The 22654-nt window shown below is 73.2% G+C and carries 26 protein-coding genes; 16 read left to right on the forward strand and 10 right to left on the reverse strand.

All coding sequences use genetic code 11. The features are described 5' to 3' along the window. The first annotated feature begins 78 nt into the window (after nt 1–78). Nucleotides 79–1227 (forward strand): 8-amino-7-oxononanoate synthase, encoded by a 1149-nt coding sequence (locus AC6I72_RS27255; protein WP_498003775.1) that lies wholly within the window; start codon nt 79–81, stop codon nt 1225–1227. A 75-nt stretch (nt 1228–1302) separates the two neighbouring features. Here the strand turns inward: AC6I72_RS27255 and AC6I72_RS27260 are convergent, their stop codons facing one another. Further along, a complete protein-coding gene (locus AC6I72_RS27260) occupies nt 1303–1533 on the reverse strand; it encodes a DUF397 domain-containing protein (protein WP_498003776.1) in 231 nt (76 codons plus the stop codon). Nucleotides 1534–1578: 45 nt separating this feature from the next. Continuing rightward, the gene (locus tag AC6I72_RS27265) at nt 1579–2439 is read right to left on the reverse strand and encodes a helix-turn-helix domain-containing protein (protein ID WP_498003778.1); all 861 of its coding nucleotides are present in this window, start codon (nt 2437–2439) and stop codon (nt 1579–1581) included. A gap of 219 nt (nt 2440–2658) precedes the next feature. On the opposite strand from AC6I72_RS27265, the gene AC6I72_RS27270 reads away from it, so the two are divergent. Beyond that, on the forward strand, nt 2659–3117 hold the full coding sequence (locus AC6I72_RS27270; RefSeq protein WP_498003779.1) for an ATP-binding protein: 459 nt from the start codon (nt 2659–2661) through the stop codon (nt 3115–3117). Between the two features lie 250 nt (nt 3118–3367). Here the strand turns inward: AC6I72_RS27270 and AC6I72_RS27275 are convergent, their stop codons facing one another. Further along, nucleotides 3368–3841, reverse strand: coding sequence for a C40 family peptidase (locus AC6I72_RS27275; protein ID WP_037856608.1), 474 nt, complete (start codon nt 3839–3841; stop codon nt 3368–3370). Nucleotides 3842–4473: 632 nt separating this feature from the next. On the opposite strand from AC6I72_RS27275, the gene AC6I72_RS27280 reads away from it, so the two are divergent. Both AC6I72_RS27280 and AC6I72_RS27285 read left to right on the forward strand, forming a co-directional pair. Next, the gene (locus AC6I72_RS27280; RefSeq protein ID WP_498003780.1) at nt 4474–4833 is read left to right on the forward strand and encodes an ANTAR domain-containing protein; all 360 of its coding nucleotides are present in this window, start codon (nt 4474–4476) and stop codon (nt 4831–4833) included. A 388-nt stretch (nt 4834–5221) separates the two neighbouring features. Continuing rightward, nucleotides 5222–6811 carry an alpha/beta hydrolase gene (locus AC6I72_RS27285; RefSeq protein WP_498003781.1) on the forward strand — a complete coding sequence of 530 codons (1590 nt, stop codon included), beginning with the start codon at nt 5222–5224 and terminating at the stop codon, nt 6809–6811. 125 nt (nt 6812–6936) lie between these two features. On the opposite strand, the gene AC6I72_RS27290 is transcribed toward AC6I72_RS27285, so the two are convergent. Beyond that, nucleotides 6937–7638 (reverse strand): lysophospholipid acyltransferase family protein, encoded by a 702-nt coding sequence (locus AC6I72_RS27290; protein WP_498003782.1) that lies wholly within the window; start codon nt 7636–7638, stop codon nt 6937–6939. Nucleotides 7639–7791: 153 nt separating this feature from the next. Here AC6I72_RS27290 and AC6I72_RS27295 point away from each other — a divergent pair, with 153 nt between their 5' ends. The 7 genes from AC6I72_RS27295 (at nt 7792) to AC6I72_RS27325 (ending at nt 12989) form a co-directional block, all read left to right on the forward strand. Continuing rightward, nucleotides 7792–8331 (forward strand): PadR family transcriptional regulator, encoded by a 540-nt coding sequence (locus tag AC6I72_RS27295; protein ID WP_498003783.1) that lies wholly within the window; start codon nt 7792–7794, stop codon nt 8329–8331. 138 nt (nt 8332–8469) lie between these two features. Beyond that, entirely contained in the window at nt 8470–9783 is a 1314-nt protein-coding gene (locus AC6I72_RS27300) for a DUF2306 domain-containing protein (protein ID WP_498003784.1), read from the forward strand. Beyond that, nucleotides 9692–10237, forward strand: a complete 546-nt coding sequence (locus AC6I72_RS27305) for a hypothetical protein (protein ID WP_498003785.1) — start codon at nt 9692–9694, stop codon at nt 10235–10237. Before AC6I72_RS27300 ends, AC6I72_RS27305 begins: the two co-directional genes overlap by 92 nt. Nucleotides 10238–10266: 29 nt before the next feature. Then, nucleotides 10267–10899: a DedA family protein gene (locus tag AC6I72_RS27310; protein WP_498003786.1), complete on the forward strand. Its 633-nt coding sequence runs from the start codon at nt 10267–10269 to the stop codon at nt 10897–10899. A 76-nt stretch (nt 10900–10975) separates the two neighbouring features. Then, nucleotides 10976–11482 (forward strand): DUF6153 family protein, encoded by a 507-nt coding sequence (locus tag AC6I72_RS27315; RefSeq protein WP_498003787.1) that lies wholly within the window; start codon nt 10976–10978, stop codon nt 11480–11482. A gap of 111 nt (nt 11483–11593) precedes the next feature. Beyond that, entirely contained in the window at nt 11594–12310 is a 717-nt protein-coding gene (locus AC6I72_RS27320) for a DUF305 domain-containing protein (RefSeq protein WP_498003788.1), read from the forward strand. A 136-nt stretch (nt 12311–12446) separates the two neighbouring features. Then, on the forward strand, nt 12447–12989 hold the full coding sequence (locus tag AC6I72_RS27325; RefSeq protein ID WP_498003789.1) for a DUF4396 domain-containing protein: 543 nt from the start codon (nt 12447–12449) through the stop codon (nt 12987–12989). 44 nt (nt 12990–13033) lie between these two features. On the opposite strand, the gene AC6I72_RS27330 is transcribed toward AC6I72_RS27325, so the two are convergent. Continuing rightward, nucleotides 13034–13342: a hypothetical protein gene (locus AC6I72_RS27330; RefSeq protein WP_498003790.1), complete on the reverse strand. Its 309-nt coding sequence runs from the start codon at nt 13340–13342 to the stop codon at nt 13034–13036. Nucleotides 13343–13559: 217 nt separating this feature from the next. Here AC6I72_RS27330 and AC6I72_RS27335 point away from each other — a divergent pair, with 217 nt between their 5' ends. After that, the gene (locus tag AC6I72_RS27335; RefSeq protein WP_498003791.1) at nt 13560–13979 is read left to right on the forward strand and encodes a CBS domain-containing protein; all 420 of its coding nucleotides are present in this window, start codon (nt 13560–13562) and stop codon (nt 13977–13979) included. Between the two features lie 256 nt (nt 13980–14235). Here the strand turns inward: AC6I72_RS27335 and rocD are convergent, their stop codons facing one another. The 3 genes from rocD to AC6I72_RS27350 all read right to left on the reverse strand — a co-directional run bounded on the left by rocD (nt 14236) and on the right by AC6I72_RS27350 (nt 16893). Next, nucleotides 14236–15456, reverse strand: a complete 1221-nt coding sequence (gene rocD, locus AC6I72_RS27340) for an ornithine--oxo-acid transaminase (RefSeq protein WP_498003792.1) — start codon at nt 15454–15456, stop codon at nt 14236–14238. Then, complete coding sequence (ddaH, locus tag AC6I72_RS27345) at nt 15453–16265, reverse strand: dimethylargininase (protein ID WP_498003793.1); 813 nt, start codon at nt 16263–16265, stop codon at nt 15453–15455. The genes rocD and ddaH overlap by 4 nt, the downstream gene beginning before the upstream one ends. A 124-nt stretch (nt 16266–16389) precedes the next feature. Continuing rightward, nucleotides 16390–16893: an Lrp/AsnC family transcriptional regulator gene (locus AC6I72_RS27350; RefSeq protein ID WP_498003794.1), complete on the reverse strand. Its 504-nt coding sequence runs from the start codon at nt 16891–16893 to the stop codon at nt 16390–16392. Nucleotides 16894–17185: 292 nt separating this feature from the next. On the opposite strand from AC6I72_RS27350, the gene AC6I72_RS27355 reads away from it, so the two are divergent. The 4 genes from AC6I72_RS27355 to AC6I72_RS27370 are packed head-to-tail and all read left to right on the forward strand — an operon-like array spanning nt 17186 to nt 21270. Continuing rightward, on the forward strand, nt 17186–17941 hold the full coding sequence (locus tag AC6I72_RS27355; RefSeq protein WP_498003795.1) for a LytR/AlgR family response regulator transcription factor: 756 nt from the start codon (nt 17186–17188) through the stop codon (nt 17939–17941). A 12-nt stretch (nt 17942–17953) separates the two neighbouring features. Continuing rightward, nucleotides 17954–18313 (forward strand): hypothetical protein, encoded by a 360-nt coding sequence (locus AC6I72_RS27360; RefSeq protein ID WP_498003796.1) that lies wholly within the window; start codon nt 17954–17956, stop codon nt 18311–18313. Between the two features lie 12 nt (nt 18314–18325). Beyond that, nucleotides 18326–20062 carry a sodium/solute symporter gene (locus AC6I72_RS27365; protein WP_498003797.1) on the forward strand — a complete coding sequence of 579 codons (1737 nt, stop codon included), beginning with the start codon at nt 18326–18328 and terminating at the stop codon, nt 20060–20062. Next, entirely contained in the window at nt 20059–21270 is a 1212-nt protein-coding gene (locus AC6I72_RS27370; protein ID WP_498003798.1) for a sensor histidine kinase, read from the forward strand. Before AC6I72_RS27365 ends, AC6I72_RS27370 begins: the two co-directional genes overlap by 4 nt. A 42-nt stretch (nt 21271–21312) precedes the next feature. Here the strand turns inward: AC6I72_RS27370 and AC6I72_RS27375 are convergent, their stop codons facing one another. Further along, nucleotides 21313–21483 carry a hypothetical protein gene (locus AC6I72_RS27375; RefSeq protein WP_037856646.1) on the reverse strand — a complete coding sequence of 57 codons (171 nt, stop codon included), beginning with the start codon at nt 21481–21483 and terminating at the stop codon, nt 21313–21315. Nucleotides 21484–21583: 100 nt separating this feature from the next. Further along, the gene (locus AC6I72_RS27380; protein ID WP_498003799.1) at nt 21584–22537 is read right to left on the reverse strand and encodes a cytochrome c oxidase assembly protein; all 954 of its coding nucleotides are present in this window, start codon (nt 22535–22537) and stop codon (nt 21584–21586) included. Between the last annotated feature and the right edge of the window lie 117 nt (nt 22538–22654).

The raw sequence follows: 22654 nt of genomic DNA on the forward strand, positions 1-22654 counted from the left end.
TGTGGGTATTGCCACACCATGCGGGGCGTGTCCTGCGGCTAGTGTCTGTCCACTGCCTACAAAAGTCCCGGAGGAGCCATGGCGTTCGGCTGGATCGACGAGCAGGCGGACGCGCGCCGCCGCGCCGGGCTCGTACGGACGCTGCGGCCCCGTCCGGCCGACTCCCCCCTGCTGGACCTGGCGAGCAACGACTACCTGGGCCTGGCCCGCCACCGGGAGGTCACCGAGGCCGCGGCGGACGCGGCCCGCACCTGGGGCGGCGGCGCGACCGGCTCCCGCCTGGTCACCGGCACCACCGCACTCCACCGCGAACTGGAGCGGGAGCTGGCGGAGTTCTGCGGTGCCGAGGCGGCCCTGGTCTTCTCCTCCGGGTACGCGGCCAACCTCGCCGCGGTCACCGCGCTCGCCCCGCACGGTTCGCTCATCGTCTCGGACGCGGGCAACCACGCCTCGCTCATCGACGGCTGCCGGCTGGCCCGCGCCACCACGCAGGTCGTCGCCCACGCGGACCCGGACGCCGTGCGCAAGGCGCTCGGCACGCACGCGGGTCAGGCCGTCCTCGTCTGCGACGCGGTGTTCTCCGTCGACGGCGACGCGGCCCCCCTCGGCCGCCTCGCCGAGGCCTGCCGGGAGCACGGCGCGGGCCTGGTCGTCGACGACGCGCACGGTCTCGGCGTCCTCGGCGCCGGCGGCCGGGGAACCCCCCACGCGGCGGGACTCGCGGGCGCGGACGACGTGGTCGTCACCGTCACGCTGTCCAAGTCCCTGGGCAGCCAGGGCGGAGCGGTGCTCGGACCCGCCCGGGTGATCGACCATCTGGTCAACACGGCCCGGACGTTCATCTTCGACACCGGGCTCGCCCCCGCGGCGGCGGGCGCGGCGCTGGCCGCGCTGCGCCTGCTGCGCCGTGAACCGGAGCGCGCGGCGCGGGCGCGGGCGGTGGCGGCCGGACTGCACGCGCGCCTGACCGCCGCGGGACTGCGGGCGGTGCGCCCGGACGCGGCGGTGGTCTCCGTGTGCGCGCCCTCCCCGGGGGACGCCGTGCGGTGGGCGGCCGACTGCCGCGCGGCGGGCCTGGCCGTGGGCTGTTTCCGGCCTCCTTCCGTGCCCGACGGCGTCTCACGGCTCAGGCTGACCGCCCGCGCGGACCTGACCGCGGCGCAGATCGAACGTGCCGTACGAGTGATCGGGGAGACCCGGTCACGGGAGGGCGGGACGCGGCCATGAGCCGGCGGGGCGTGGCCGTGCGCCGCCGGTGACGGCAGGGGCCCGGGACACGCCCGGACGGTGCCGCGACGAGGCTCAGAGGCGGCGCACCGCGGCCGTGAACTCCGCCCAGCTGCCCGGGGAGAAGAGCAGTGCGGGCCCGGCCGGGTCCTTGGAGTCGCGCACGGCGAGCAGTCCCGCGTACGGCGGCGCGGCCGGCCGGGCTGTCTCGACGCAGTTGTTCGCTCCCGTGCTGTAGCTGCTGCGCAGCCACCGCACGCCGGGCAGACCGGTCGCGGAAGGTACGTGACGAGGCAGAGCGGACATGGTGCCTCCTTGACGTCCGACAAGGCGGGACCCGTTCGCGCGCCGTCACCTGCCCTGGAGCATCCCGGTGATGAAGGCCGACGAGTCCTCGATCGACAGTGCGTGGAACCGAAGGGTGTCGAAGGCCTCGGTGTAGGCCTCCAGGTCTTCTTTCCGCTCCAGATGGAGGCTACTCGTCAAGTGGTCGAGAACGACCACATCCAGATCAGAAGTGTTCTTAAATGAGAAGATGACGAAAGGGCCGGTGAGGCCGATATGCGCCCCCGCGGTGAACGGCAGGACGCGCAGGGACACTTGGGGCAGCCGCGCCGCCTCCGACAGCCGCTCGAGCTGCCGTGCCATGATCTCGGGGCCGCCGACCTCCCGGCGCAGCACCGCCTCGTCCAGTACCGCCTCGAGTGTCAGCGGCGGGTCGCCCCGCAGCACGGCCTGACGCGCCAGCCGCACCTCCACCAGCGCGTCCAGCCGGTCGTCGTCGAGCCCGTCCACGGCGGCCCGGGTCACCGCGCGGGCGTACTCCGGGGTCTGCAGCAGCCCCGGGACGACCGTCGTCTCCAGCGTGCGCATCGCGCTCGCCTGCGACTCCAGACTGATGAAGTCCCGGTACGTCGGCGGCAGGACCCCGCGGTAGGCGTGCCACCAGTGGTGCCTGCCGTCACCGTCGTCGGAGCCGGCCAGCATCATCAGCAGGTCCCGCAGCTGGGCGTCGCGGACCGCGTACGCGTCCAGCAGTGACCGCACGTCGGCGGGTTTCACGCCGCTGGCGCCCGTCTCGATCCGGCTCACCTTCGACTGGTGCCAGCCCACGAGCCGGGCGGCCTCGCCACTGGTGAGACCCGCATCGCTGCGCAGCGCGCGCAGTTCGGCGCCGAGCTTGCGGCGGCGCACCGCGGGACCGTGCTGCATGGAACCGGCTCCTCACTTCTTCCCGGACGGGCGTCACCTACGGTCTCCCGTGGCGGAGTTCACCGCTTCGAGGGACAGATATATGCACATCTTGGCGGATCGCCACCCGCGACCCGCCCGGCGGTGGCACTCTGACGGCGAAGCACCAGTCCGGGACCGTACTCGAAACCATCCGCTCCGTGTCCGACCGCGGTCCCGCGGGAAAGGGACGACGTCGCCATGGCAGACCACCTGGAAGCATCCGTCACCCTGCCGAGCGATCCCGCCTCGGTGGCGGCCGCCCGTACCTACGCGGTCGGCACGCTGGCGGAGTGGGGCCTGCCGTCGGACACGGACACCGCCGACACCGTCCGGCTCATCGTCTCGGAACTGGCCACCAACGCCGTACAGCACACCCTCGGCCAGTCACCCACCTTCAGGGTGGACCTCGTCCTCGACCGCGACGAACAACTGCGCGTCGGGGTCACCGACAGCCACCCGCGGTTCCCCAGACGCCTGCCGGCCGCCGTCCAGCAGGACAACGGCCGGGGCATGGTGATCATCCGTTGGCTCACCGCCGAGTGCGGCGGCAGGGTGACCGTGCGGCCCACCCGCGAGGGAGGCAAGACGGTCAGCGTGGACCTGCCGTGGCCGGTGCACACCCACCCGGTCACGGCACCGGGCGTGCGGCAGCCCTAAGAGCCGCCTGCGGAGAACCTGGGTCCCGCCGTCACCCGCGCGGCACGGCAGCCGCCGCGGTGTACTCAGCCGTCAGCCGTCAGCCGTCAGCCGTCAGCCGTCAGCCGTCAGCCGTCAGCCGTCAGCCGTCAGCCGTCAGCCGTCAGCCGTCAGCCGGCCGCGTCGTGTTCGCGCCCGTGGCCCGTCGGGCGCGTGCGCCGCCCGGGGGTGCCGGCGGCGCTCCACGGCGCGGCCGGCACCCCCGGGCGGGTCAGCTGACCCGGCCGTACCAGACGCTCCTGGTCCAGATCTTCTCCAGCTTCACCACGTCCCCGGTCTTCGGCGCGTGCCAGATCTTGCCCGAGCCGGCGTAGATGCCGACGTGGTAGACGTACGAGCCCGAGTGGAAGAACACCAGGTCCCCGGCCCGACGGCTCTTCGAGGAGATGTGCCGCGACTTGTTGTACTGCTGCGCGGCCGTGCGGGGCAGCTTCTTGCCCGCCCTCTTGAAGGAGTACAGCGTGAGCCCGGAGCAGTCGAACCTGCGGGGTCCCGTGGCTCCCCACTGGTAGGGGGAGCCCTTCTTGGACGCCGCGATCTGCAGCGCCTTCGTCGCCATGGTCGCGGCCGAGGCGTCGGAGGCGACGCCGGGCACCACGATCGAGCCGCCGACGGCGGCGAGGGTCAGGGCCGAGGCCGTGCCGGCCCGGGCCATCAGCGACGGGACACGATTGAGCGCAGTCATGCGCAACCCTTCGTCAGCCGCCTGTGAAGGATGACCTGTCGGATTCGGGCTGGCGAAGTTGCCCGGCCGCGCAGCGCGCGGCTTCACCCCAAGGGCAGCTCGGTCCGGCCATGGCGTGACCGTTCCGGCGACCCGTCGTGCTTGGGTCCTCCACTCCTGCCGATCCACTCCTGTCGACCGGTCATCCGGGCGGCGGCAGGACTCGGCGTCCGCCCGGACCGCCCCGCCGTTGTGGCGGGGGCTTGTCGTCAGACAGGGATCTTCACCTATGGATGTCCGAAAATCCCAACGGAACCGGAGGTTTGTGTTGTTACTCACCGCTCGCCCGTTCGGGTGGACACTCCTGCGCTCGAACGGCTGTCCCCTCCTCCGGCGAGCCCCGGACCAGCAGCGGAAGAAACCGTTCCGCCATCCGGGCCGACGCGCCGCGCAACCCGAACGGCCCTGGAAAAAGGACGTTTTCCTACGCCGAAAGGCGGTACGTCATTTGGACCGTTTCGGCTCCTCCGCCGCGGCGGCGGAGCCGGCGGGCAGCGGCGGGGAGCGCGTGCCGCCGTTCCGGTCGTGCGCGCGGCCCTCATGGAGCAAGCTGGAGTCGGAACTGTGGCCGCTCGACGACCCAGGGGATCTCCATGGCGTTCTTCGCGATGTCCAGGCGGCATCCGCTCCAGCCACTGTCCGTCACCGACCTGGTGGCGGAGCACGAGCGGCTGCACGAGGAGAACGAGCAGTTGCAGCGTGCCCTGACCTCGCACGCCGTCATCGACCAGGCCATCGGGGCCCTGGTGGCCGTCGGGCGCGTCCCGCCGGAGAGCGCCTGGCGGGTGCTGCGCGAGGTCTCGCAGCGTACGAACACGAAAGTGCGTACGGTCGCCGAGCACATCCTGAAGTTCGCCCAGGGCGGCGCCCTGTCCGGCACCGAACTGGAGGAGCTGAGACGGGCGCTCGACCGGCACGCCGCGCGCGGGTCCGCGCGCCACTGCGCGCCCTGAACGCCCCGGGGAAGCGCCCCTGAGCCGCTCCCGGCCCCCCGGCCTCCCGGCCTCCCGGCCCCCCTGTCCTCCGTCCCGCCGGCCCTGCGACCGGCCGGTCCTCGGCCCGCGCTCCCGTCGGCCGGCTCCCGGACCCCACGGCCCCGCCCCTGGCGGTACCAGGGCCGTCCCCGGAGCCCGCGACGCAACCGTGGCGGTACCACCGCCCCGGCCCCGATCGCCCGGCCGCGGCCGAGGCCCTCGCCCGTCTCCGCTGAGCGGAACACCATGCGCCGGTTATCGGATTGGCAAAGAAGGTCAACGACCCCTGTTCTCAGCCGCCTCACAGCCGGAAGGATCCCCCGTACCCAATTCGCAACGATGTACGGGGAGGTCCCACTTGAGGGCTATGAGACCGAAGAACCGCGCTGTGGCGCTCGGTTCGGCCGGTGCGCTGGTCACGGCGACCCTGATAGCCGGTGCCGTGGCGGCCCCCGCGGCCAGCGCGGACAGCCGTCCCGGCCAGGACCGCGAGGCCCGCGGCGCGGCCGTCGCCGCGGACCGCGCCGCCAGGGCCGGCATCGACTGGCAGGACTGCCCCGCCGACTGGGGGCTCGCCAAGCCGATCCAGTGCGGCTACGTCTCGGTTCCGCTCGACTACGCCCACCCGTACGGCAAGCAGATCAAGCTCGCCGTCGACCGGATCGGCAACACCGGCACCAAGGGCGAGCGCCAGGGCGCCCTCGTCTACAACCCGGGTGGTCCGGGCGGCTCCGGCCTGCGCTTCCCGGCCCGGGTCACCTCCAAGAACCCCGTCTGGGCCAACGTGGCGAAGGCCTACGACTTCGTCGGCTTCGACCCGCGCGGTGTCGGCCGCTCCACGCCCATCTCCTGCGCGGACCCGCAGGAGTACGTCAAGGCGCCCAAGCCGGACCCGGTGCCCGACTCCGAGGCCGACAAGCTGGCCCAGCGCAAGCTGGCCCGTGAGTACGCCGAGGGCTGCTACGAGCGCACCGGCCGCGCGATGCTCGAGCAGATGACCACGCCGAACACCGCTCGCGACCTGGACGTCATCCGCGCCGCGCTCGGCGAGAAGAAGATCAACTACCTGGGTGTCTCCTACGGCACCTACCTCGGTGCCGTCTACGGCACGCTGTTCCCCGGCCACGTGCGCCGGATGCTCGTCGACAGCGTCGTCAACCCGGCCCGGGAGAACATCTGGTACGAGGCCAACCTCAACCAGGACATCGCCTTCGAGGGCCGCTGGAAGGACTGGCAGGACTGGGTCGCCAAGAACGACGCCAGCTTCCACCTGGGCACCACCCGGGACGCCGTCCAGGCCAAGTGGCTCCAGCTGCGCGCCACCGCGAACAAGAACCCGATCGGCGGGGTCGTCGGCCCGGCCGAGCTGCTCGGCTTCTTCCAGACCGCCCCGTACTACGACTCCTCCTGGGTGCCGGTGGCCACGGCGTTCAGCAAGTACTTCGCCGGTGATCCCCAGCCGCTGATCGACGCCGCCGCCCCCGACATGTCGGACACCGCGGGCAACATCGCCACGGAGAACGGCAACGCGGTGTACACCGCGGTCGAGTGCACCGACGCCAAGTGGCCCACCAGCTGGCACAAGTGGGACCGGGACAACACCCGGCTCAACGCGAAGTACCCGTTCCTGACCTGGTCCAACGCCTGGATGAACCTGCCGTGCGCCACCTGGCCGGTCAAGCAGCGGACCCCGCTGGACGTCAAGACCGGCAAGGGGCTGCCGCCGGTCCTGATCGTGCAGTCCACGCGCGACGCCGCCACCCCGTACCCGGGCGCCGTCGAGCTGCACCAGCGCTTCAAGGGTTCGCGTCTGATCACCGAGAAGGACGCGGGCTCCCACGGTGTGACCGGCCTGGTCAACCCGTGCATCAACAGCCGGGTGGACGCCTACCTGCTCACCGGCGAGGTGGACGGGGCGGACGTGACCTGCGGTCCGCACGCGACGCCGAAGCCCTAGGGACCCGGCACACGCGGTGAGGGGCGGCCGGATCTCCCGGCCGCCCTTTCGCCGTACCGCAGCCGCCGGCCGTCCCTTCGCCGTGCACGCAGCCGCCGGCCGTCCCTTCGCCGTGCCGCCGCCGGTCAGGTCAGCGGCGCCCGCGGGAACCTGCGGTCCCGCCCGCCCTGTGCCGCGCTCTGCCCGGCCTTGACGTCGGCCGCGTACCGGTCGACGTACTCCTGCCCGGACAGCGACAGGATGGCGTACATGATCTCGTCGGTGACGGCGCGCAGGACCGCCTTCTCCCCCTCCATGCCGGCGTAGCGGGAGAAGTCGAGCGGCTCGCCGAAGCGGATGACGACGGGGTGGATCCGCGGGACGACCCGGCCGGGCGGCTGGGCCTCGAACGTGCCGATCATCGCGCACGGGACCACCGGCACCCCCGCCTCGAGCGCCATCACCGCGACGCCCACCTTGCCCTTGTACAGGCGGCCGTCGTGCGACCGGGTGCCCTCCGGGTAGATGCCGAGGAGTTCGCCCCTGCGGAGCACCCCGATACCCTCCCGGACGGCGGCCCGGCCGGCCTCCTTGCCCGACCGGTCGACCGGGATCTGCCCGGCGCTGCGGAAGAAGGCGGCGGTGAGCCGTCCCTTCAGACCGGGACCGGTGAAGTACTCGGCCTTGGCCAGGAAGGTGATGCGCCGCCGGAGCACGGCGGGCATCAGGAAGTGGTCCGAGAAGGACAGGTGGTTGCCCGCGACGATGGCGGGACCGGACCGGGGCACGTGCTCCAGTCCTTCGATGCGCGGCCGGAAGAACAGCCTCAGCAGCGGGCCCAGCAGCACGTGTTTCAGCAGGTGATAGAATACGACTCGCCCCTCACTCCGGTGTCTTGTACAGCCATGCCCCCTCCGTTTCCCGCCGACTCCTCACCCGCCGCCCGGGCCGCCCCCCCGCCACGGTCCCGCCGTCCGCGAGCGGGGCGGTAGCGTCGCCCCATGGCTGACGTGCGGTTGACGACCTCCTCCTTCCTCGTGCTCGGGATCATCGACGAACTGGGCGAGGCCAGTGCCTATGACGTCAAGGTGCAGGCGGCGCGGACGGTGGCGCCGTTCTGGTCGGTGCCGCACGCGCAGGTGTACGCGCAGTGCGACCGCCTGCTGGAGGCGGGGCTGCTGGAGCAGGTACGGCAGGAGAGCGGGCGCAACCGCAGGGTGCTCGCCCTGACCGAGCACGGCCGGACCGCCCTGCGGGGGTGGCTCGGCGACCCGGAGTTCGAACCGGTGGAGGCCAGGGAGCGCGGCATCCTCAAGCTCTGGTTCGGGGCGCGGCCGCGGGTGCTGGCCCCGGTCCAGCTGGACGAGCACCGCAGCACCCTGCGCTCGTACGCCGAACTCGCCGAGGAAGTCGGCGAGTTGCTCACGCCGGGGCAGCGGGAGGCGCTGGAGTTCGGCATCCGCTACGAGCAGATGATGGTCGACTTCTGGACCTGGGTGCGCGGCCGTGAGGAACTGCGCGGACCGGCCGAGGATTCCTGACCGCGACGGACCGTTGACCCGGGCCGTGGCCCCCTCTACCGTGTCCATGGTCCAGCCTGGACAGTCCAATCCGGACTATGGAGGGGACCGAGGCGGGGCGCCGACCGGCCGCGCCGCGGCCAGGAGAGGGGGTTCGCCGTGCGCCGTCCGAGGGGCAGCACCTGGCGCCGGGGCGCCGCGATCGCGGTGACCGCGGTCTGCCTGGCCTACGCGCCGGTCGCGGCGACCGGGCTGTGGCCCTACGCCCGCCCCGGCGCCCCCGCGTTCGGCGAGTGGCTGCTGTCGCACGCCGTCTCACCGCGTTACGTGGCCGACGCCGTGGCCACCAGGACCGGGCCCTACCGGCACAGTCTGCTGCCGCTGGTCCTGCACACGGTGCTCGGCGGTGCGCTCATGCTCCTCGGCCCCGCGCAGCTGCTGACGGCGGCACGGCGGCGCGTACGCCTGCACCGGGCGCTCGGAGTGGTCTTCGCCGTCATGGTGTACGGCTCCATGGCGGGTGCCGGGCTGTACCTCGCGCGTACCGCTCCCGAGGACGCCTTCAGCGGGGCGGCGTTCTGGATCGTGCTCGCCACCCTCCTGGCCGGCACCGTGATGAGCGTGACCTGCGGCATCCTGGCCGCCGTCGCAGGCCGCCCCGACCTGCACCAGCGGTGGATGCTGCTGTGCTGCGCCTTCCTGCTGACCGCACCCCTGCTGCGGCTGGAATGGGGTGCCCTGCCGTGGCTGCTGCCGGGACTGCCCCTGGCCGAGATCAACCAGGTGGCGATCCTCCACCTGGGTTCGGTGGCCGTCCTCGGCGCGCTCGTCGCCTCGCGCGGCCTGGACCGGCGCAGGAGGCTCACCGGCCTGTCCGGCACCTGGGCACCGCTGCCGGTGCTGGCCGCGGCCCACCTGGCCGGGGCCGCGGCGCTGGCCTGGATCGTCCACTCCTGCCTGGCCTGGGGAGCGGGGGGACGGCGTCTGCTGGCGGCCTACCTCGTGCCCTACGCCCTCTCCTACGCCGTCATGGCCGTCTGCGGGCGGCGCGCGGCACGTCAGGGACGTACCTGGGCCGGTGAGGAGTGGCGGCTGCACCTGACGGCGCTGTGTCTGGCACCGGTGCTGACGGCAGGCACGGCGCCGGTCTTCGAACGGGTCATGGGCCTGGACGAGCGCACCGCGCTGTCCGCCGCCGTCGCCATCGGCTGCGGAGTCCTCGCCACCGCGGCGACCTGGGTGGTGAGCCTGCGCGTCCTGCGGGCCGCGCGGCCGGCGCCGGAGCACCGGCCGTCGGCCGGGTCCTCGTCGCCCCCGCTTCCCGCTTCTTCCACGTCTTCCACGTCCTCCGCAGGTGCGGAGGCAGCCCAGAGGAGTGCCGATGAAACTCTCACGCATCGACCGGTCCGTCACCAAACTGCTGCAGCGGCGCAAGCTCTTCCTCAAGCAGGAACAGGAAGACGACCTCGGTGAGGTGGTGTACGTCTGCGTGGACGACGGCGAACCGGGTGGCTTCCCGGTGGGCCACGTAATGCCGGTGGCCCAAGGACGGGCGTGGCTCGCCTTCGCCCGGGTGCGTCCCGGCCACCCCTTCGGCACCGACCAGGTGGCCGCCGGGCTGCCGAGCGTCGAGGACGCCCTGCGTGCCGTCCTCGACCACGCCCACTACGGGGACATCATGGCCTCCCTGGCCCAGGAGTCCGGCTCCACCACGACGTACACCGCCGACGTGGACGTCGAACAGGCCCGCTGGCTCGCCGCGCTGGACGAACCGGAGGGCATGACCCACCTCGGCAGGGGCCGGGTCCGGTTCACCGGGTCCGCCGTGGCCTACCTGCGCAGCCTTCCGGAACACCTCGACTGCCACGTCGACCACAAGGACCGGCTCTGGCTGGCGGGAGACGCGTACCCGCTGAAACGGGAGTGACAGCCCGTCGGGGACGTACGGTGGGGTCCATGGCTCCTCCGCTTCCGGGTCCGCTGGAGCACCTGGCACCGCTGCTCAGCCACTACGGCTACCTGGCCGTCGGGGGCGTCGTCCTCGTGGAGGACTTCGGGGTCCCGGCGCCGGGGGAGACCATGCTCATCGCGGCGGGCGTGTACGCCGGGGCGGGGGAGCTGAACGTGGTGGCCGTGGGCCTCATCGCCTTCGCCGCCGCGGTCGTCGGTGACAACATCGGCTACCTGATCGGCCGCTTCGGGGGCCGCGCCTTCGTGCACCGCTGGGGCAAGTACATCTTCCTGACGCCGCAGCGGTTCGCGACGGCGGAGCGGTTCTTCACCCGCCACGGCGGAAAGATCGTCACGGTGGCACGCTTCGTCGAGGGGCTGCGGCAGGCCAACGGCATCATCGCGGGCACCACCGGGATGCACTGGCTGCGCTTCCTCGCCTTCAACGCCCTGGGCGCGGCCCTGTGGGTGGGCCTGTGGGTCTCCCTCGCCTACTTCGCGGGGACCCACATCAACGCCGTCTACGACACGATCAAGCGGTACGAGGTCTACGTCCTCGTGGCACTCGCCGTCCTCGTCGCCGCCTTCGTCGTCCGGCACCTGGTGCGCCGCCGCCGGCAGCGGCGCCAGGAGCAGTGAGCGCCCGCGCCGCCGGGTCCGCCCGCCGGGGCAGGGGGGCGCCGCGCCGGGCGGCGGCCCTCCGTACGATGGGCCCATGACGTCCGGCGCCCGCACCCGCTCACCCGGGCACCGTGCCTGCCGGACGCTGTTCCTCCTGGCCGTGCTGGCCGGGATCCTGGCGATGCACGGGCTGGCGCCCGGCGGGATGTCCGCGCCGGGCGGCCACGGCGGGACGTCCCTGCCGGGGCACCGCGGTGGGATGTCCGCGACGGTGGACCACGGTGGGGCGGTCGCGGCGGTGAGCCGCGGCGAGACGTCCGGGCCGGGGGAGCACGGCGCGAGCGCGACGACCGTGGTCGCGCAACCCGCCGGGGGTGACGCCTGCCGGCATGCGTCCGGTGCCGGCGGCGGCACCACCGCGCACCACGCGGACCCCACGTGCGCGGCCGCCGGCACGGCCACGGGGTACGCGCCGCCCGCGCTGCTGCCCGCGCCGGTCCCCGCTGCCGCGCCGCCCCCGGCCCGCACCGCCCTGGCCGGCCGGACGGTCGAGGGCCGGGCACCGCCCGACCTGGCCGAGCTGCAGCTCCTGCGGATCTAGAGGCACCCGCGCGGCATCCCGCTCGCTCCGGGGTGGCGTGCTCCGGTCCCGCACCTGATCCGTCGTTCCCGCGCGCCCGCGCGCGGGTTTTCTCCAAGGAGCTGTACGTCCATGGCGACTCGCCTGACGACCCACCGATCCCGTCTTCGTTCCCGGCGCACCGCCGCCGCGGCCGCGGCCGTGACCGCCGCCCTGGTGCTGACCGCCTGCGGCGGCGGCAGCGGCACCTCCACGCCGGTCCGCTCCGCCCCCGGGAACGGTGCCACCGCCCACCCGTCCGCCGCCCCCTCGGGCAGGGGCGGCCACAACGCGCAGGACGTGACGTTCGCGCAGGAGATGATCCCGCACCACCGGCAGGCGGTGGCCATGGCCGCCCTCGTGCCGACGCGCGCCGCGTCACAGCAGGTCAAGGACCTCGCAACGAGGATCAGGAAGGCCCAGGACCCGGAGATCGCGACCATGACCGGCTGGCTGAAGGCCTGGGGCGCGACCGTCCCTGACGCCGGCGCCACGGGCATGACCGACATGCCCGGCATGGACCACTCGGGCTCGACGGCGTCCGGGCACTCCGCCCCCGGGCACTCCGCCTCGCCGATGCCCGGGATGATGTCGGACGCCGGCATGAGCGAGCTGGCGAAGCTCTCCGGGAAGGCCTTCGACCGCGCGTTCCTGCGGATGATGGTCGACCACCACGCGGGCGCCGTCGCCATGGCGCGCACGGAGCGGGACAAGGGCGCCGCCAGCGCGGCCACCGCACTGGCGGAGTCGGTCATCACCTCGCAGTCGGCGGAGATCGCCGAGATGCGCAAGGCGCTCGCCGGACAGTAGGCCCTGACTCCTCCGGGACGGCGGCCGTCCGCACCCGCCGTCCCGGAGGACGCCGCACACAGGATCAAGGACGGGGAATACCCCCTGGGGGTATGGTGTTGTCTACTGCCGTAGCCGCATCGACAGGGGAGCGAAGATGGCACAGCACGAGCACCACGGTTCCGGCCACGAGGGACAGCACGGGCAGCACGGGCAGCACGACGGGCACCACGCTCATGACGGGCACCGTCATCCGGCGCTCGGGGCCACCTCCTGGCGCATGGCCGCGCAGGCCACGCTGCACTGCCTCACCGGCTGCGCGATCGGCGAGGTGCTCGGCATGGTCGTCGGGACGGCCGCCGGCCTGCACAACGGCGCCACCGTCGCCGTCTCCGTCGCGCTGGCCTTCGTCTTCGGCTACGCGCTGACCATGCGCGGCGTCCTGCGGGCCGGTCTGCCCGTACGGCAGGCGCTCAAGGTCGCGCTGGCCGCCGACACCGTGTCCATCGCGGTCATGGAGCTGATCGACAACACCGTCATGGTCGGCGTGCCCGGGGCCATGGACGCCGGTCTGGCCGACGCGCTCTTCTGGATCTCCCTGCTCCTCTCCCTGGCCCTCGCCTTCCTGCTGACCACCCCCGTGAACCGGTGGATGATCGGCCGGGGCAAGGGCCACGCCGTGGTGCACGCCTACCACTGACCCCCGCCCGGGGCGCGTCACGGACGGCCGCGTCCCGGGGCACGTCAGGGATAGCGGCGGTCGTCCGGACGCGTCGTCCCGCCCGCCGGGCCGGTGTCGGGCCGGCCGCCGTAGCGCGCGACACGGTGGTTGTGCCGGTGGTGGGCGGCCGCGCCGGCCAGCAGGGAGAGGCCGAGGCAGAAGAGCAGGGCGAGCGCGAGTCCGGTGCTGAAGATCGCGAGGGTGTTCATCGTGACGATGTCGTTGCCGAGTATCGACACCGTGTACCGCGGGCCGCCCGACATGTTGCCGGCGATGGCCAGACCGGTGAAGGCGCCCGTGGCAGCGAGGAGGAGCAGGCCGATGAGCAGCATGGGAGTCATCTCCTCATGGGAAGTGCCGTCGCCGCTCGGGTACCCGCATCCTCCGCGGGCCAACGGCCGTGTGTGACGGCCCGAGGCCCCTGGGGAACGGGGGCGGCCCGGGGGCCGGTGTGCGGTGCGGTGCGCGGGTGCGGCGCGGCTGCGGCCGGGTACCCGGCCGGAGCAGTTGCGGTGAACGGCATCGCAGGACCCGACGAAGGGAGGCGTCATGGCTCAGCACGTACGCGACATCATGACCAGCCGACTGGTGACGGTGGAGCCGCAGGCCTCGGTCACGGCGGTGGCCCAGAAGATGCGGGACGAGGACATCGGGATCGTCCTGGTCACCGAGGGCGACGAACTGCGCGGCCTGTTCAGCGACCGCGACCTGGTGGTCCGCTCGCTGGCGGAGGGCGGCGACCAGGAGCAGAGGACGGTCGCCTCCGCGTGCAGCGGCGACCTCTTCACCGTGGGCCCCGACGAGGAGGTCGACCACGCGGTGGAGCTGATGCGCGAGCACTCCGTGCGCCGCGTGCCGGTCGTCGACCACGGTCACCCGGTGGGGATCGTGTCCATCGGCGACCTGGCCATCGAGCGGGACCCCGGCTCAGCGCTCGGGGACATCAGCGCGGCACGGCCCAACGACTGAGGCCGCTCGTCACTCGTCCGGCTCAGGCGCCGGTCAGGCATGACCCGGCGAGCCCGGCTCCGAGGGAGGCCCCGGTGCCTCGGCACGAGCAGAGCCGTGCCACCGGGCCGTTACGGCACCCGGGCGGCGACGACATCTGGGGGCGCCCCCCGAGCGGGGCGCCCCCAGCCGTGTCGTCCGTCAGGTCGTGTCTTCCGTCCGGCCGTGTCGTCCGTCCGTGCCGGTCCGTCCGGCCGTGCCGGCGTCTGTCAGGCGGTCAGGCGGCCAGTACCTTCTCCAAGGAGCCCAGCGCGGAGCGCAGTTCGTCCTCGGTGACGGTCAGCGGCGGCGCCAGCCGGATCGTGGAGCCGTGGGTGTCCTTGACGAGGATCCCCTCCCGCATCAGCCGTTCGCTGATCGCGCGGCCGGTGCCGAGGGCCGGGTCCACGTCGACGCCGGCCCACAGGCCGCGGGAGCGGAAGCCCACCACGCCCTTGCCGACCAGCTCGGTGAGACCGTCGCGCAGGACCACGCCGAGGTCGGCGGCCCGGCGCTGGAACTCGCCCGTCTCCAGCAGCTCGACCACCGCCGTGCCGACCGCCGCCGCCAGCGGATTGCCGCCGAACGTCGACCCGTGCTCGCCCGGCCGCAGCACACCGAGCACCTCCCGGCTGCCCACGACCGCCGACACCGGGACGATGCCGCCGCCGAGCGCCTTGCCGAGCAGGACGACATCCGGCACCACGCCCTCGTGCTCGACGGCGAGAGTGCGTCCCGTGCGGCCCAGACCCGACTGGATCTCGTCGGCGACGAACAGGCAGCCCGCCCGCCGGGTCAGCTCCCGCACCCCGGCGAGGTAGCCCTCGCCCGGCACGATCACCCCCGCCTCGCCCTGGATCGGCTCGATCAGCACGGCGGCCGTGGTCTCGTCGACCGCCGCCTCCACCGCCGCCAGGTCGTCGTAGGGGACGATCCGGAATCCGGGCGTGAACGGGCCGAAGCCCGACCGTGCCGTCTCGTCCGTGGAGAAGCCGACGACGGTCGTCGTGCGGCCGTGGAAGTTGCCCGCCGCGACCACGATCGTCGCCCGGTCGGCCGGGACGCCCTTGACCTCGTACGCCCACTTGCGGGCGACCTTGATGCCGCTCTCCACCGCCTCGGCGCCGGTGTTCATGGGCAGCACCAGGTCCTGCCCGGTGAGCGCCGCCAGCCGCTCGGCGAACTCGGCGAGCCGGTCGTTGTGGAAGGCCCGGGAGGTGAGGGTCAGCCGGTCGAGCTGGTCGCGGGCCGCCTCGATCAGCGCGGGATGACGGTGGCCGAAGTTCAGCGCCGAGTAACCCGCCAGCATGTCGAGGTAGCGGCGGCCCTCGACGTCCTCCACCCAGGCGCCCTCGGCCCGGGCGACCACCACGGGCAGCGGATGGTAGTTGTGCGCGAGCACCGGCTCCTCCGCCCGGATCAGCTCGTCGGAGGTACGGGTGTCTGCGGGTGCGGTCATGAGCGGATCTCCTGGGTGCAGCACTTGATCCCGCCGCCGGCCTTGTGGAACTCCGACAGGTCGACGGGAACGGGCAGGTAACCGAGGTGCGCGAGACGGTCGGCGAGGGCGGTGGCGCCGGGGGAGATGAACACGTGGCGCCCGTCGGAGACGGAGTTGAGACCGAAGGCCGCGGCGTCCTCCTGGGTGGCGATCACCGCGTCCGGGTACAGCCGGGCCAGGACCTCGCGGCTGCCGGGCGAGAACGCCTGCGGGTAGTAGGCGATGTTGTCGTCGTCGAGGACGAACAACGCCGTGTCGAGGTGGTAGAAGTACGGGTCCACCAGGGTCAGGCCGATCACCGGCACCCCCAGGAACTCCTGGGCCTCGCGGTGGGCCTCCCGGGTGGTGCGGAAGCCGGTGCCGGCGAGCAGCCAGCGGCCGGCCGGCACGAAGTCGCCCTCGCCCTCGCACACCGACTCGGGCCGGTACACGTCGAACCCGGCCGACTTGAACCAGGTGTCGTAGGGCACGGATTCAGGGCGCCGCTCGGGGGCCTTGAAGAGGGAACCGAAGACACGGCCGCCGACGACGACCGCCGCGTTGGCGGCGAAGACCATGTCGGGCAGTCCGGGGACGGGTTCCACGGTCTCCACGAGGTGACCGTGGGCGCGGTAGGCGTCGGTCAGCGCCTGCCACTGGGCCTGGGCGAGTCCGGTGTCGACGGGGCGGTCCGGGTGCATCCAGGGGTTGATCGCGTACTGCACGGCGAAGTGTCTGGGTTCGCAGACGAGGAAGCGCCGCCGGCGCGGCACACGGGATTCGGGCACAGAGGGGTTCCTCCGCTTCCTGGGGTGTCGACTGAGGGTTGACACCACGGTAGGAAGCGGCGGATACGCCCGACAAGGAACAGAAGCTGCGTGTCGGAGCAGGAATGCTGCGTCTTCCGTCCTTTCAGCGCACGTCTGCTGCGCCTTCGGGGGCGGCCTGGCTGGCCCCCGCCTCCGGGCTGTCCGGCAGCAGGTGGGAGAGGACCATGACGCTGATCGTCTTGCGGATGAACGGCTCGACCCGGATCCGCTCCAGCACCTCCTCGAAGTGCGCCACGTCCCGCGCCCGCACGTGCAGCAGCGCGTCCGCGCCGCCGGTCACCGTCATCGCCGCCGTGATCTCCGGGTGGTTGCGCACCACCTCGGCCAGCCGCCGGGGCGGTGCCGCGCCCTCGCAGTACACCTCGACGTACGCCTCGGTCCGCCAGCCCAGCGCCGAGGGCTTCACCGTCGCCGTGAACCCGGTGATCACCCCCGTGTCGCGCAGCCGGTCCACCCGGCGCTTGACTGCCGTCGCGGAGAGCCCGACGGTCGCACCGATCTCCGCGAAACTCGTACGGGCGTTTGCCATCAGAGCGGTGAGGATCTTGCGATCCAGCTCGTCGAACGGCGTGGGCCTGCTGTTCATGTCCGCACTGTATCCAGCGTGGAGGCGTGCGCCCGTCGAGCGCGCACGCGCACGCCGTCGGGGTGAGCGCCCGCGCTGTCCGGAGGACCGCCCGCGACGGCCGCCGCGAGCGCCGGCGCTGTCCGGCACCGATGCCCGCGCCCTTTGACGCGAGCGCCCCTGCTCTCCGGCCGAACCCCCGCGCCCTCCGGCGTGAGCGCCCCTGCCCCCGGGGACGCCCGAGCCCTCCCGGCCGGAACGGCCGTGCCCGCCGCATGTCCAGGGCCGCCGCCGGCCCCTACACTCCACGTTCATGCTGCGCGCCCTCGCCGTCGACGACGAACGCCCCTCCCTGGAGGAACTGCTCTACCTGCTCGGCGCCGACCCCAGGATCGCGGGCGTCGAGGGCGCGGGGGACGCGACCGAGGCGCTGCGCCGCATCAACCGGGCGCTGCGGTCGGGGCCCGGCGGGCCCGACGCGATCGACGTCGTCTTCCTCGACATCCAGATGCCCGGCCTGGACGGCCTCGACCTGGCCCGGCTGCTCACCGGGTTCGCCGAGCCGCCGCTGATCGTGTTCGTCACCGCCCACGAGGACTTCGCCGTGCAGGCCTTCGACCTGAAGGCCGTCGACTACGTCCTCAAGCCCGTCCGCGGGGAACGCCTCGCGGAGGCCGTCCGCCGCGCGGCCGAGCTGCGCCGCACCGCCGTACGGATCCCCGTCAGCGAACCCGACCCCGACCAACTGCCCGTGGAACTGGGCGGCGTGACCCGCTTCGTCGCCGTCGAGGACATCACCCACGTCGAGGCACAGGGCGACTACGCCCGGCTGCACACCGCCCGGGGCAGCCACCTCGTCCGCATCCCGCTCTCCGCGCTGGAGGACCGCTGGCGCGCACGAGGCTTCGTCCGCATCCACCGCCGCCATCTCGTCGCCCTGCACCACATCCGCGAACTGCGCCTGGACGCCGGTTCGGTGAGCGTCCTCATCGGCGCCGAGGAACTCCAGGTCAGCCGCCGCCACGCGCGCGAACTGCGGGACCTGCTGATGCGCCGCACGGCGCGCTAGAGGACGCCCACCATGCCGCAGGACCCCGCCGGACGCCGCGTCACCGTCACCGGCCCGCCCCGCCGCACCCGCCGGGCCACCGGCCACTACCGGCCCCGCACCGAGATCGACGAACAGACCACCCTCGGCCACACCTACGTCCGCTCCCTCATGCGCACCCAACTGCGCACCGCCCTCGCCGTCTTCGGGGTGCTCGTCCTGCTCGTCGGGCCGCTGCCGCTGGTGTTCGCCGCGGCCCCCGACGCCCGCCGCCTGCGCTGGGCGGTCCTCGGCTTCTGCCTGTACGCCCCCCTCGTCCTGCTCGCCCGCTGGTACGTGCGCCGCGCCGAACGCAACGAACGCGACTTCGTCCGCCTGACCGAGGACCGCTGAGGCCGCATCCCCGTGAACTCCGCCTACACCGTCCCCGCCGTCGCCCTCGTCGTCGTGGCCACCGTCCTCGTCGGCGCCTTCGGCCTGCGCATATCGCGGACCACCTCCGACTTCTACGTCGCCTCCCGCACCGTCGGCCCCCGCCTGAACGCCGCCGCCATCAGCGGCGAGTACCTGTCGGCGGCCTCCTTCCTCGGCATCGCCGGACTGGTCCTCGTCCAGGGCCCCGACATGCTCTGGTACCCGGTCGGCTACGCCGCCGGCTACCTCGTCCTGCTCCTGTTCGTCGCCGCCCCGCTGCGCCGCTCCGGCGCCTACACGCTGCCCGACTTCGCCGAGGCCCGGCTCGCCTCCCAGGGAGTGCGGCGGCTGGCGGGCGCCTTCGTCGTCGGGGTCGGCTGGCTGTACCTGCTGCCCCAGCTCCAGGGCGCGGGACTGACGCTCGCCGTGCTCACCGGAGCACCCGGCGCCCTCGGCGCGCTGATCGTGGCGGCCGTCGTGGTGGCGACCGTCGCCGCGGGCGGCATGCGCAGCATCACCTTCGTCCAGGCCTTCCAGTACTGGCTGAAACTGACCGCCCTGCTCGTCCCCGCCCTCTTCCTGCTCCTGGCCTGGCAGGGCGACGGCGCGCCCCGTCACGCCTTCGACGAGCCCGCCGCCTTCCGCGAGCGGCGCACCGTGCGCGTCGACGCCGCCCTCGGCCTGCGGCTGGAGCGTCCGCTCACCGTCACCGTCCACGGCACCGTCGACGGCCGCCCCCACCACGGCGAACGCGTGAGCCTGCCCGCCGGCACCCATCACGTCCAGCGCGGCACCCGCCTCACCTTCGACCCGGGTGCCAGGGTGCCCGCCGCGGACCGGACCGGGGCCGGCGGTCTGTCCAGCACGCCGGCCGCGACCCGTGAGGAACGCCCGCTGTACGCGACGTACGGACTCATCCTCGCCACCTTCCTCGGCACCATGGGCCTGCCGCACGTCGTCGTCCGCTTCTACACCAGCCCGCACGGCGTCGCCGCCCGCCGCACCACGGTGGCGGTGCTCGGCCTGATCGGCGCCTTCTACCTGCTGCCGCCGGTCTACGGTGCCCTGGGCCGTCTCTACGCCCCCGAGCTGACGCTCACCGGCGACGCGGACGCCGCCGTGCTGCTGCTGCCCGACCGCCTGATCGGCGGCCTCGGCGGCGACCTGCTCGGCGCGCTGGTCGCGGGCGGTGCCTTCGCCGCGTTCCTGTCCACCGCCTCCGGCCTGACCATGGCGGTGGCCGGGGTGCTCACCCAGGACGTCCTGCCCTCGCGCGGCCCGCTGCCCGCCCGCGGCGTCCGGCACTTCCGGCTCGGCACGGTGCTCGCGATGGCCGTGCCGCTGGCCGCGAGCGCCCTGGCCGGAGGGCTGCCGGTGGCCGACGCCGTCGGCCTCGCCTTCGCCGTGTCCGCCTCCTCCTTCTGCCCGCTGCTCGTCCTCGGCATCTGGTGGCGGCGGCTGACCCCGCCCGGCGCGGCGGCCGGGATGCTGGCGGGCGGCGGAGCCGCGTTCGTCGCCGTCGCCGTGACCATGGCCAAAGTCCCGGACACCGGCCCGCTGCACGCGCTGCTGGCCTGGCCGGCCCTGTGGTCGGTGCCGCTGGGCTTCCTCACCATGGTGCTGGTGTCCCTGGCCACCCCGGGCCGGGTGCCGGCCGGCACGGCGGCCGTCCTCGCCCGCTTCCACCTGCCCGAGCAACCGGAACCGGCCACGGAGGTGAAGGCGTGAGCGGTTTCCTCGCCGGGCTGTGCGTCGCCGTCCTGCCCCTGCTGGCCGCCGGGTTCTGGCTGGGCCGGCGCACCGCCCGCCCGCGCCACCTCGGCGGACTGGGAACCCCCGTCGAGCACGCCACCTTCCGGACCCTGCACACCGCCTCCCTCGCCGCGCCCCCGCTGCGGGCCGGCCTGACCGAGGAGACCGCGCGGAAGGCGGCCCGCCGGCTGCGCTCGCTGCTCGGCACCGACGCGCTCTGCCTCACCGACGACAGCCGGGTGCTCGCCTGGGACGGGACCGGCGCCCATCACCGCGAGGAGATCATGGACCGCCTCACCGGCGCGCTGGACACCGGCCGCGGCGAGGCGTTCCCGCTCACCTGCCGGGCGCCCCACTGCCCGGTGCGCTGGGCCGTTGTCGCCCCGCTCACCGTGGACGACCGGGTGCACGGCGCCCTGGTCGCCTGCGCGCCCCGCGAGTCCGCCGTCCTGGTCCGCGCCGCCGCCGAGGTCGCCCGCTTCGTGTCCGTCCAGCTCGAACTGGCCGAACTCGACCGCTCCCGCACCCGGATCGTCGAGGCCGAGATCAAGGCCCTGCGCGCCCAGATCTCCCCGCACTTCGTCTTCAACTCGCTCGCGGTGATCGCCTCCTTCGTGCGCACCGACCCCGAGCGCGCCCGCGAGCTGCTGCTGGAGTTCGCCGACTTCACCCGCTACTCGTTCCGCCGGCACGGCGACTTCACCACGCTCGCCGACGAACTCCACGCCATCGAGCACTACCTCGCGCTGGTCCGGGCACGCTTCGGCGACCGCCTCGCCGTCACCCTGCAGATCGCCCCCGAGGTGCTGCCGGTCGCGCTGCCCTTCCTGTGCCTGCAACCGCTCGTGGAGAACGCGGTCAAGCACGGCCTGGAGGGCAAGGCCGGGACCTGCCGCATCCGCATCACGGCCCAGGACGCGGGCGCCGAGGCACTGGTCGTCATCGAGGACGACGGCGCGGGCATGGACCCCGGGCTGCTGCGCCGCATCCTCGCGGGGGAGGACAGCCCCTCCGGCGGCATCGGCCTGTCCAACGTCGACGACCGGCTGCGCCAGGTCTACGGCGACGACCACGGCCTGGTCATCGAGACCGCGCCGGGCGCGGGCATGAAGATCACCGCCCGGCTGCCCAAGTACCAGCCGGGCGTGCACTCGGGGCGGCTCGGGAGCCTCCCCGGGGACTGACCGGTGCGCCAGCTCGCGGCGAGGCGGCTCAGGGCGCCGGGCTCACGTGCCGTGCGAGACGATCATCCCCAGGGTGACCAGGCCCAGCACGACCCAGCCGAACCACAGCCAGCCGTTGCCGCCCAGCGCCACCGTGTACGCCGTCACCGCGACCAGAGTGCCGACGGTGAGCACCCCCATCGCTCTCGTGGAACCGTCCGTCGAGCCGGGCATCGGCACCCTCCTCCTCGTCCGTCCTGCCTCCATGGTGCCCCGGTTCCGCGTTCCGGGAGGCGCTGGTGCGCGCAGAGGACGGAGGTGAAGGGAGAGCGGTTTAGTTGCCGCGCGCGTCCAGCGAGGCCAGGTAGGCGTTGTAGGCGGCCAGCTCCTTGTCGCCGTCGCGCTCCGCGGCCCGGTCCTTGCGCCTGGCCTGCCGCTGCTCGGAGCGGTACCACTGGAACAGCAGCGCGAGGAGCACCAGCACCGAAGGCACCTCGCTGAACGCCCAGGCGATGCCGCCGGCCGCGGTCTGGTCGGACAGGGCGTCGATGCCCAGCGAGGCGGGCGGGTTGCGGAAGGTGTCCACCATGGGCGTCGACCCCATCATCAGCGCGATGCCGAAGAACGCGTGGAACGGCATGCCCGCGAACAGCTCCAGCATCCGCATCAGGTAGCCCGGCCGGTGCGGACCCGGGTCGATGCCCATGATCGGCCAGAAGAACGCCACACCCACCGCGAGGAAGTGCACCATCATCGCGATGTGCCCCGCCCTGGACCCCATCAGGAAGTCGAAGATCGGCGTGAAGTACAGCGCGTACAGGCTGGCGACGAACAGCGGGATGGTGAACGCCGGGTGCGTGATGATCCGGACGTAGCGGCTGTGCAGCAGGGCGAGCAGCAGCTCGCGCGGGCCCTTGCGGCCCCGGACCGCCGCCACCGGCAGCGCGCGCAGCGCCAGCGTGATCGGGGCGCCGAGCAGGATCAGGATCGGCGAGAGCATGCTGATGACCATGTGCTGCACCATGTGCACGCTGAACATGACCATGCCGTAGTCGTTCAGCTTGGTGCACATCACCAGCGCCACGGTCAGCACGCCGACGACGTACGCGATCGTGCGGCCCACCGGCCAGGAGTCGCCGCGCCGCCGCAGCCGCACCACACCCCAGCCGTACAGGCCCAGACCGAGCAGGCAGGCGACGAGGAAGAACGGGTCCGGGGACCATTCCAGGCCGCGTCCCAGCGTGAACGGCGGCAGATCCATGGTCATGCCGTGCCCGCTGTGATCCATCCGCCGGCTCCTGATTCGTGGGGGTGCGCACTGTCCGACCACAGCTGGGGGCGTCCGTGACCGTCTGTCCCCAGCTGTCTGTCCGCACCCAGGGTAGAACCGCCCCCGGCCGCGCTC

The organism is Streptomyces sp. Xyl84 (assembly GCF_059731885.1).

Coding starts and splice junctions, on each gene's coding strand:
- AC6I72_RS27255 (WP_498003775.1), top strand. CDS start 79: ATGGCGTTCGGCTGGATCGACGAGCAGGCGGACGCGCGCCGCCGCGCC.
- AC6I72_RS27260 (WP_498003776.1), bottom strand. CDS start 1,533: ATGTCCGCTCTGCCTCGTCACGTACCTTCCGCGACCGGTCTGCCCGGC.
- AC6I72_RS27265 (WP_498003778.1), bottom strand. CDS start 2,439: ATGCAGCACGGTCCCGCGGTGCGCCGCCGCAAGCTCGGCGCCGAACTG.
- AC6I72_RS27270 (WP_498003779.1), top strand. CDS start 2,659: ATGGCAGACCACCTGGAAGCATCCGTCACCCTGCCGAGCGATCCCGCC.
- AC6I72_RS27275 (WP_037856608.1), bottom strand. CDS start 3,841: ATGACTGCGCTCAATCGTGTCCCGTCGCTGATGGCCCGGGCCGGCACG.
- AC6I72_RS27280 (WP_498003780.1), top strand. CDS start 4,474: ATGGCGTTCTTCGCGATGTCCAGGCGGCATCCGCTCCAGCCACTGTCC.
- AC6I72_RS27285 (WP_498003781.1), top strand. CDS start 5,222: ATGAGACCGAAGAACCGCGCTGTGGCGCTCGGTTCGGCCGGTGCGCTG.
- AC6I72_RS27295 (WP_498003783.1), top strand. CDS start 7,792: ATGGCTGACGTGCGGTTGACGACCTCCTCCTTCCTCGTGCTCGGGATC.
- AC6I72_RS27305 (WP_498003785.1), top strand. CDS start 9,692: ATGAAACTCTCACGCATCGACCGGTCCGTCACCAAACTGCTGCAGCGG.
- AC6I72_RS27310 (WP_498003786.1), top strand. CDS start 10,267: ATGGCTCCTCCGCTTCCGGGTCCGCTGGAGCACCTGGCACCGCTGCTC.
- AC6I72_RS27315 (WP_498003787.1), top strand. CDS start 10,976: ATGACGTCCGGCGCCCGCACCCGCTCACCCGGGCACCGTGCCTGCCGG.
- AC6I72_RS27320 (WP_498003788.1), top strand. CDS start 11,594: ATGGCGACTCGCCTGACGACCCACCGATCCCGTCTTCGTTCCCGGCGC.
- AC6I72_RS27325 (WP_498003789.1), top strand. CDS start 12,447: ATGGCACAGCACGAGCACCACGGTTCCGGCCACGAGGGACAGCACGGG.
- AC6I72_RS27330 (WP_498003790.1), bottom strand. CDS start 13,342: ATGCTGCTCATCGGCCTGCTCCTCCTCGCTGCCACGGGCGCCTTCACC.
- AC6I72_RS27335 (WP_498003791.1), top strand. CDS start 13,560: ATGGCTCAGCACGTACGCGACATCATGACCAGCCGACTGGTGACGGTG.
- rocD (WP_498003792.1), bottom strand. CDS start 15,456: ATGACCGCACCCGCAGACACCCGTACCTCCGACGAGCTGATCCGGGCG.
- AC6I72_RS27350 (WP_498003794.1), bottom strand. CDS start 16,893: ATGAACAGCAGGCCCACGCCGTTCGACGAGCTGGATCGCAAGATCCTC.
- AC6I72_RS27355 (WP_498003795.1), top strand. CDS start 17,186: ATGCTGCGCGCCCTCGCCGTCGACGACGAACGCCCCTCCCTGGAGGAA.
- AC6I72_RS27360 (WP_498003796.1), top strand. CDS start 17,954: ATGCCGCAGGACCCCGCCGGACGCCGCGTCACCGTCACCGGCCCGCCC.
- AC6I72_RS27375 (WP_037856646.1), bottom strand. CDS start 21,483: ATGCCCGGCTCGACGGACGGTTCCACGAGAGCGATGGGGGTGCTCACC.
- AC6I72_RS27380 (WP_498003799.1), bottom strand. CDS start 22,537: ATGGATCACAGCGGGCACGGCATGACCATGGATCTGCCGCCGTTCACG.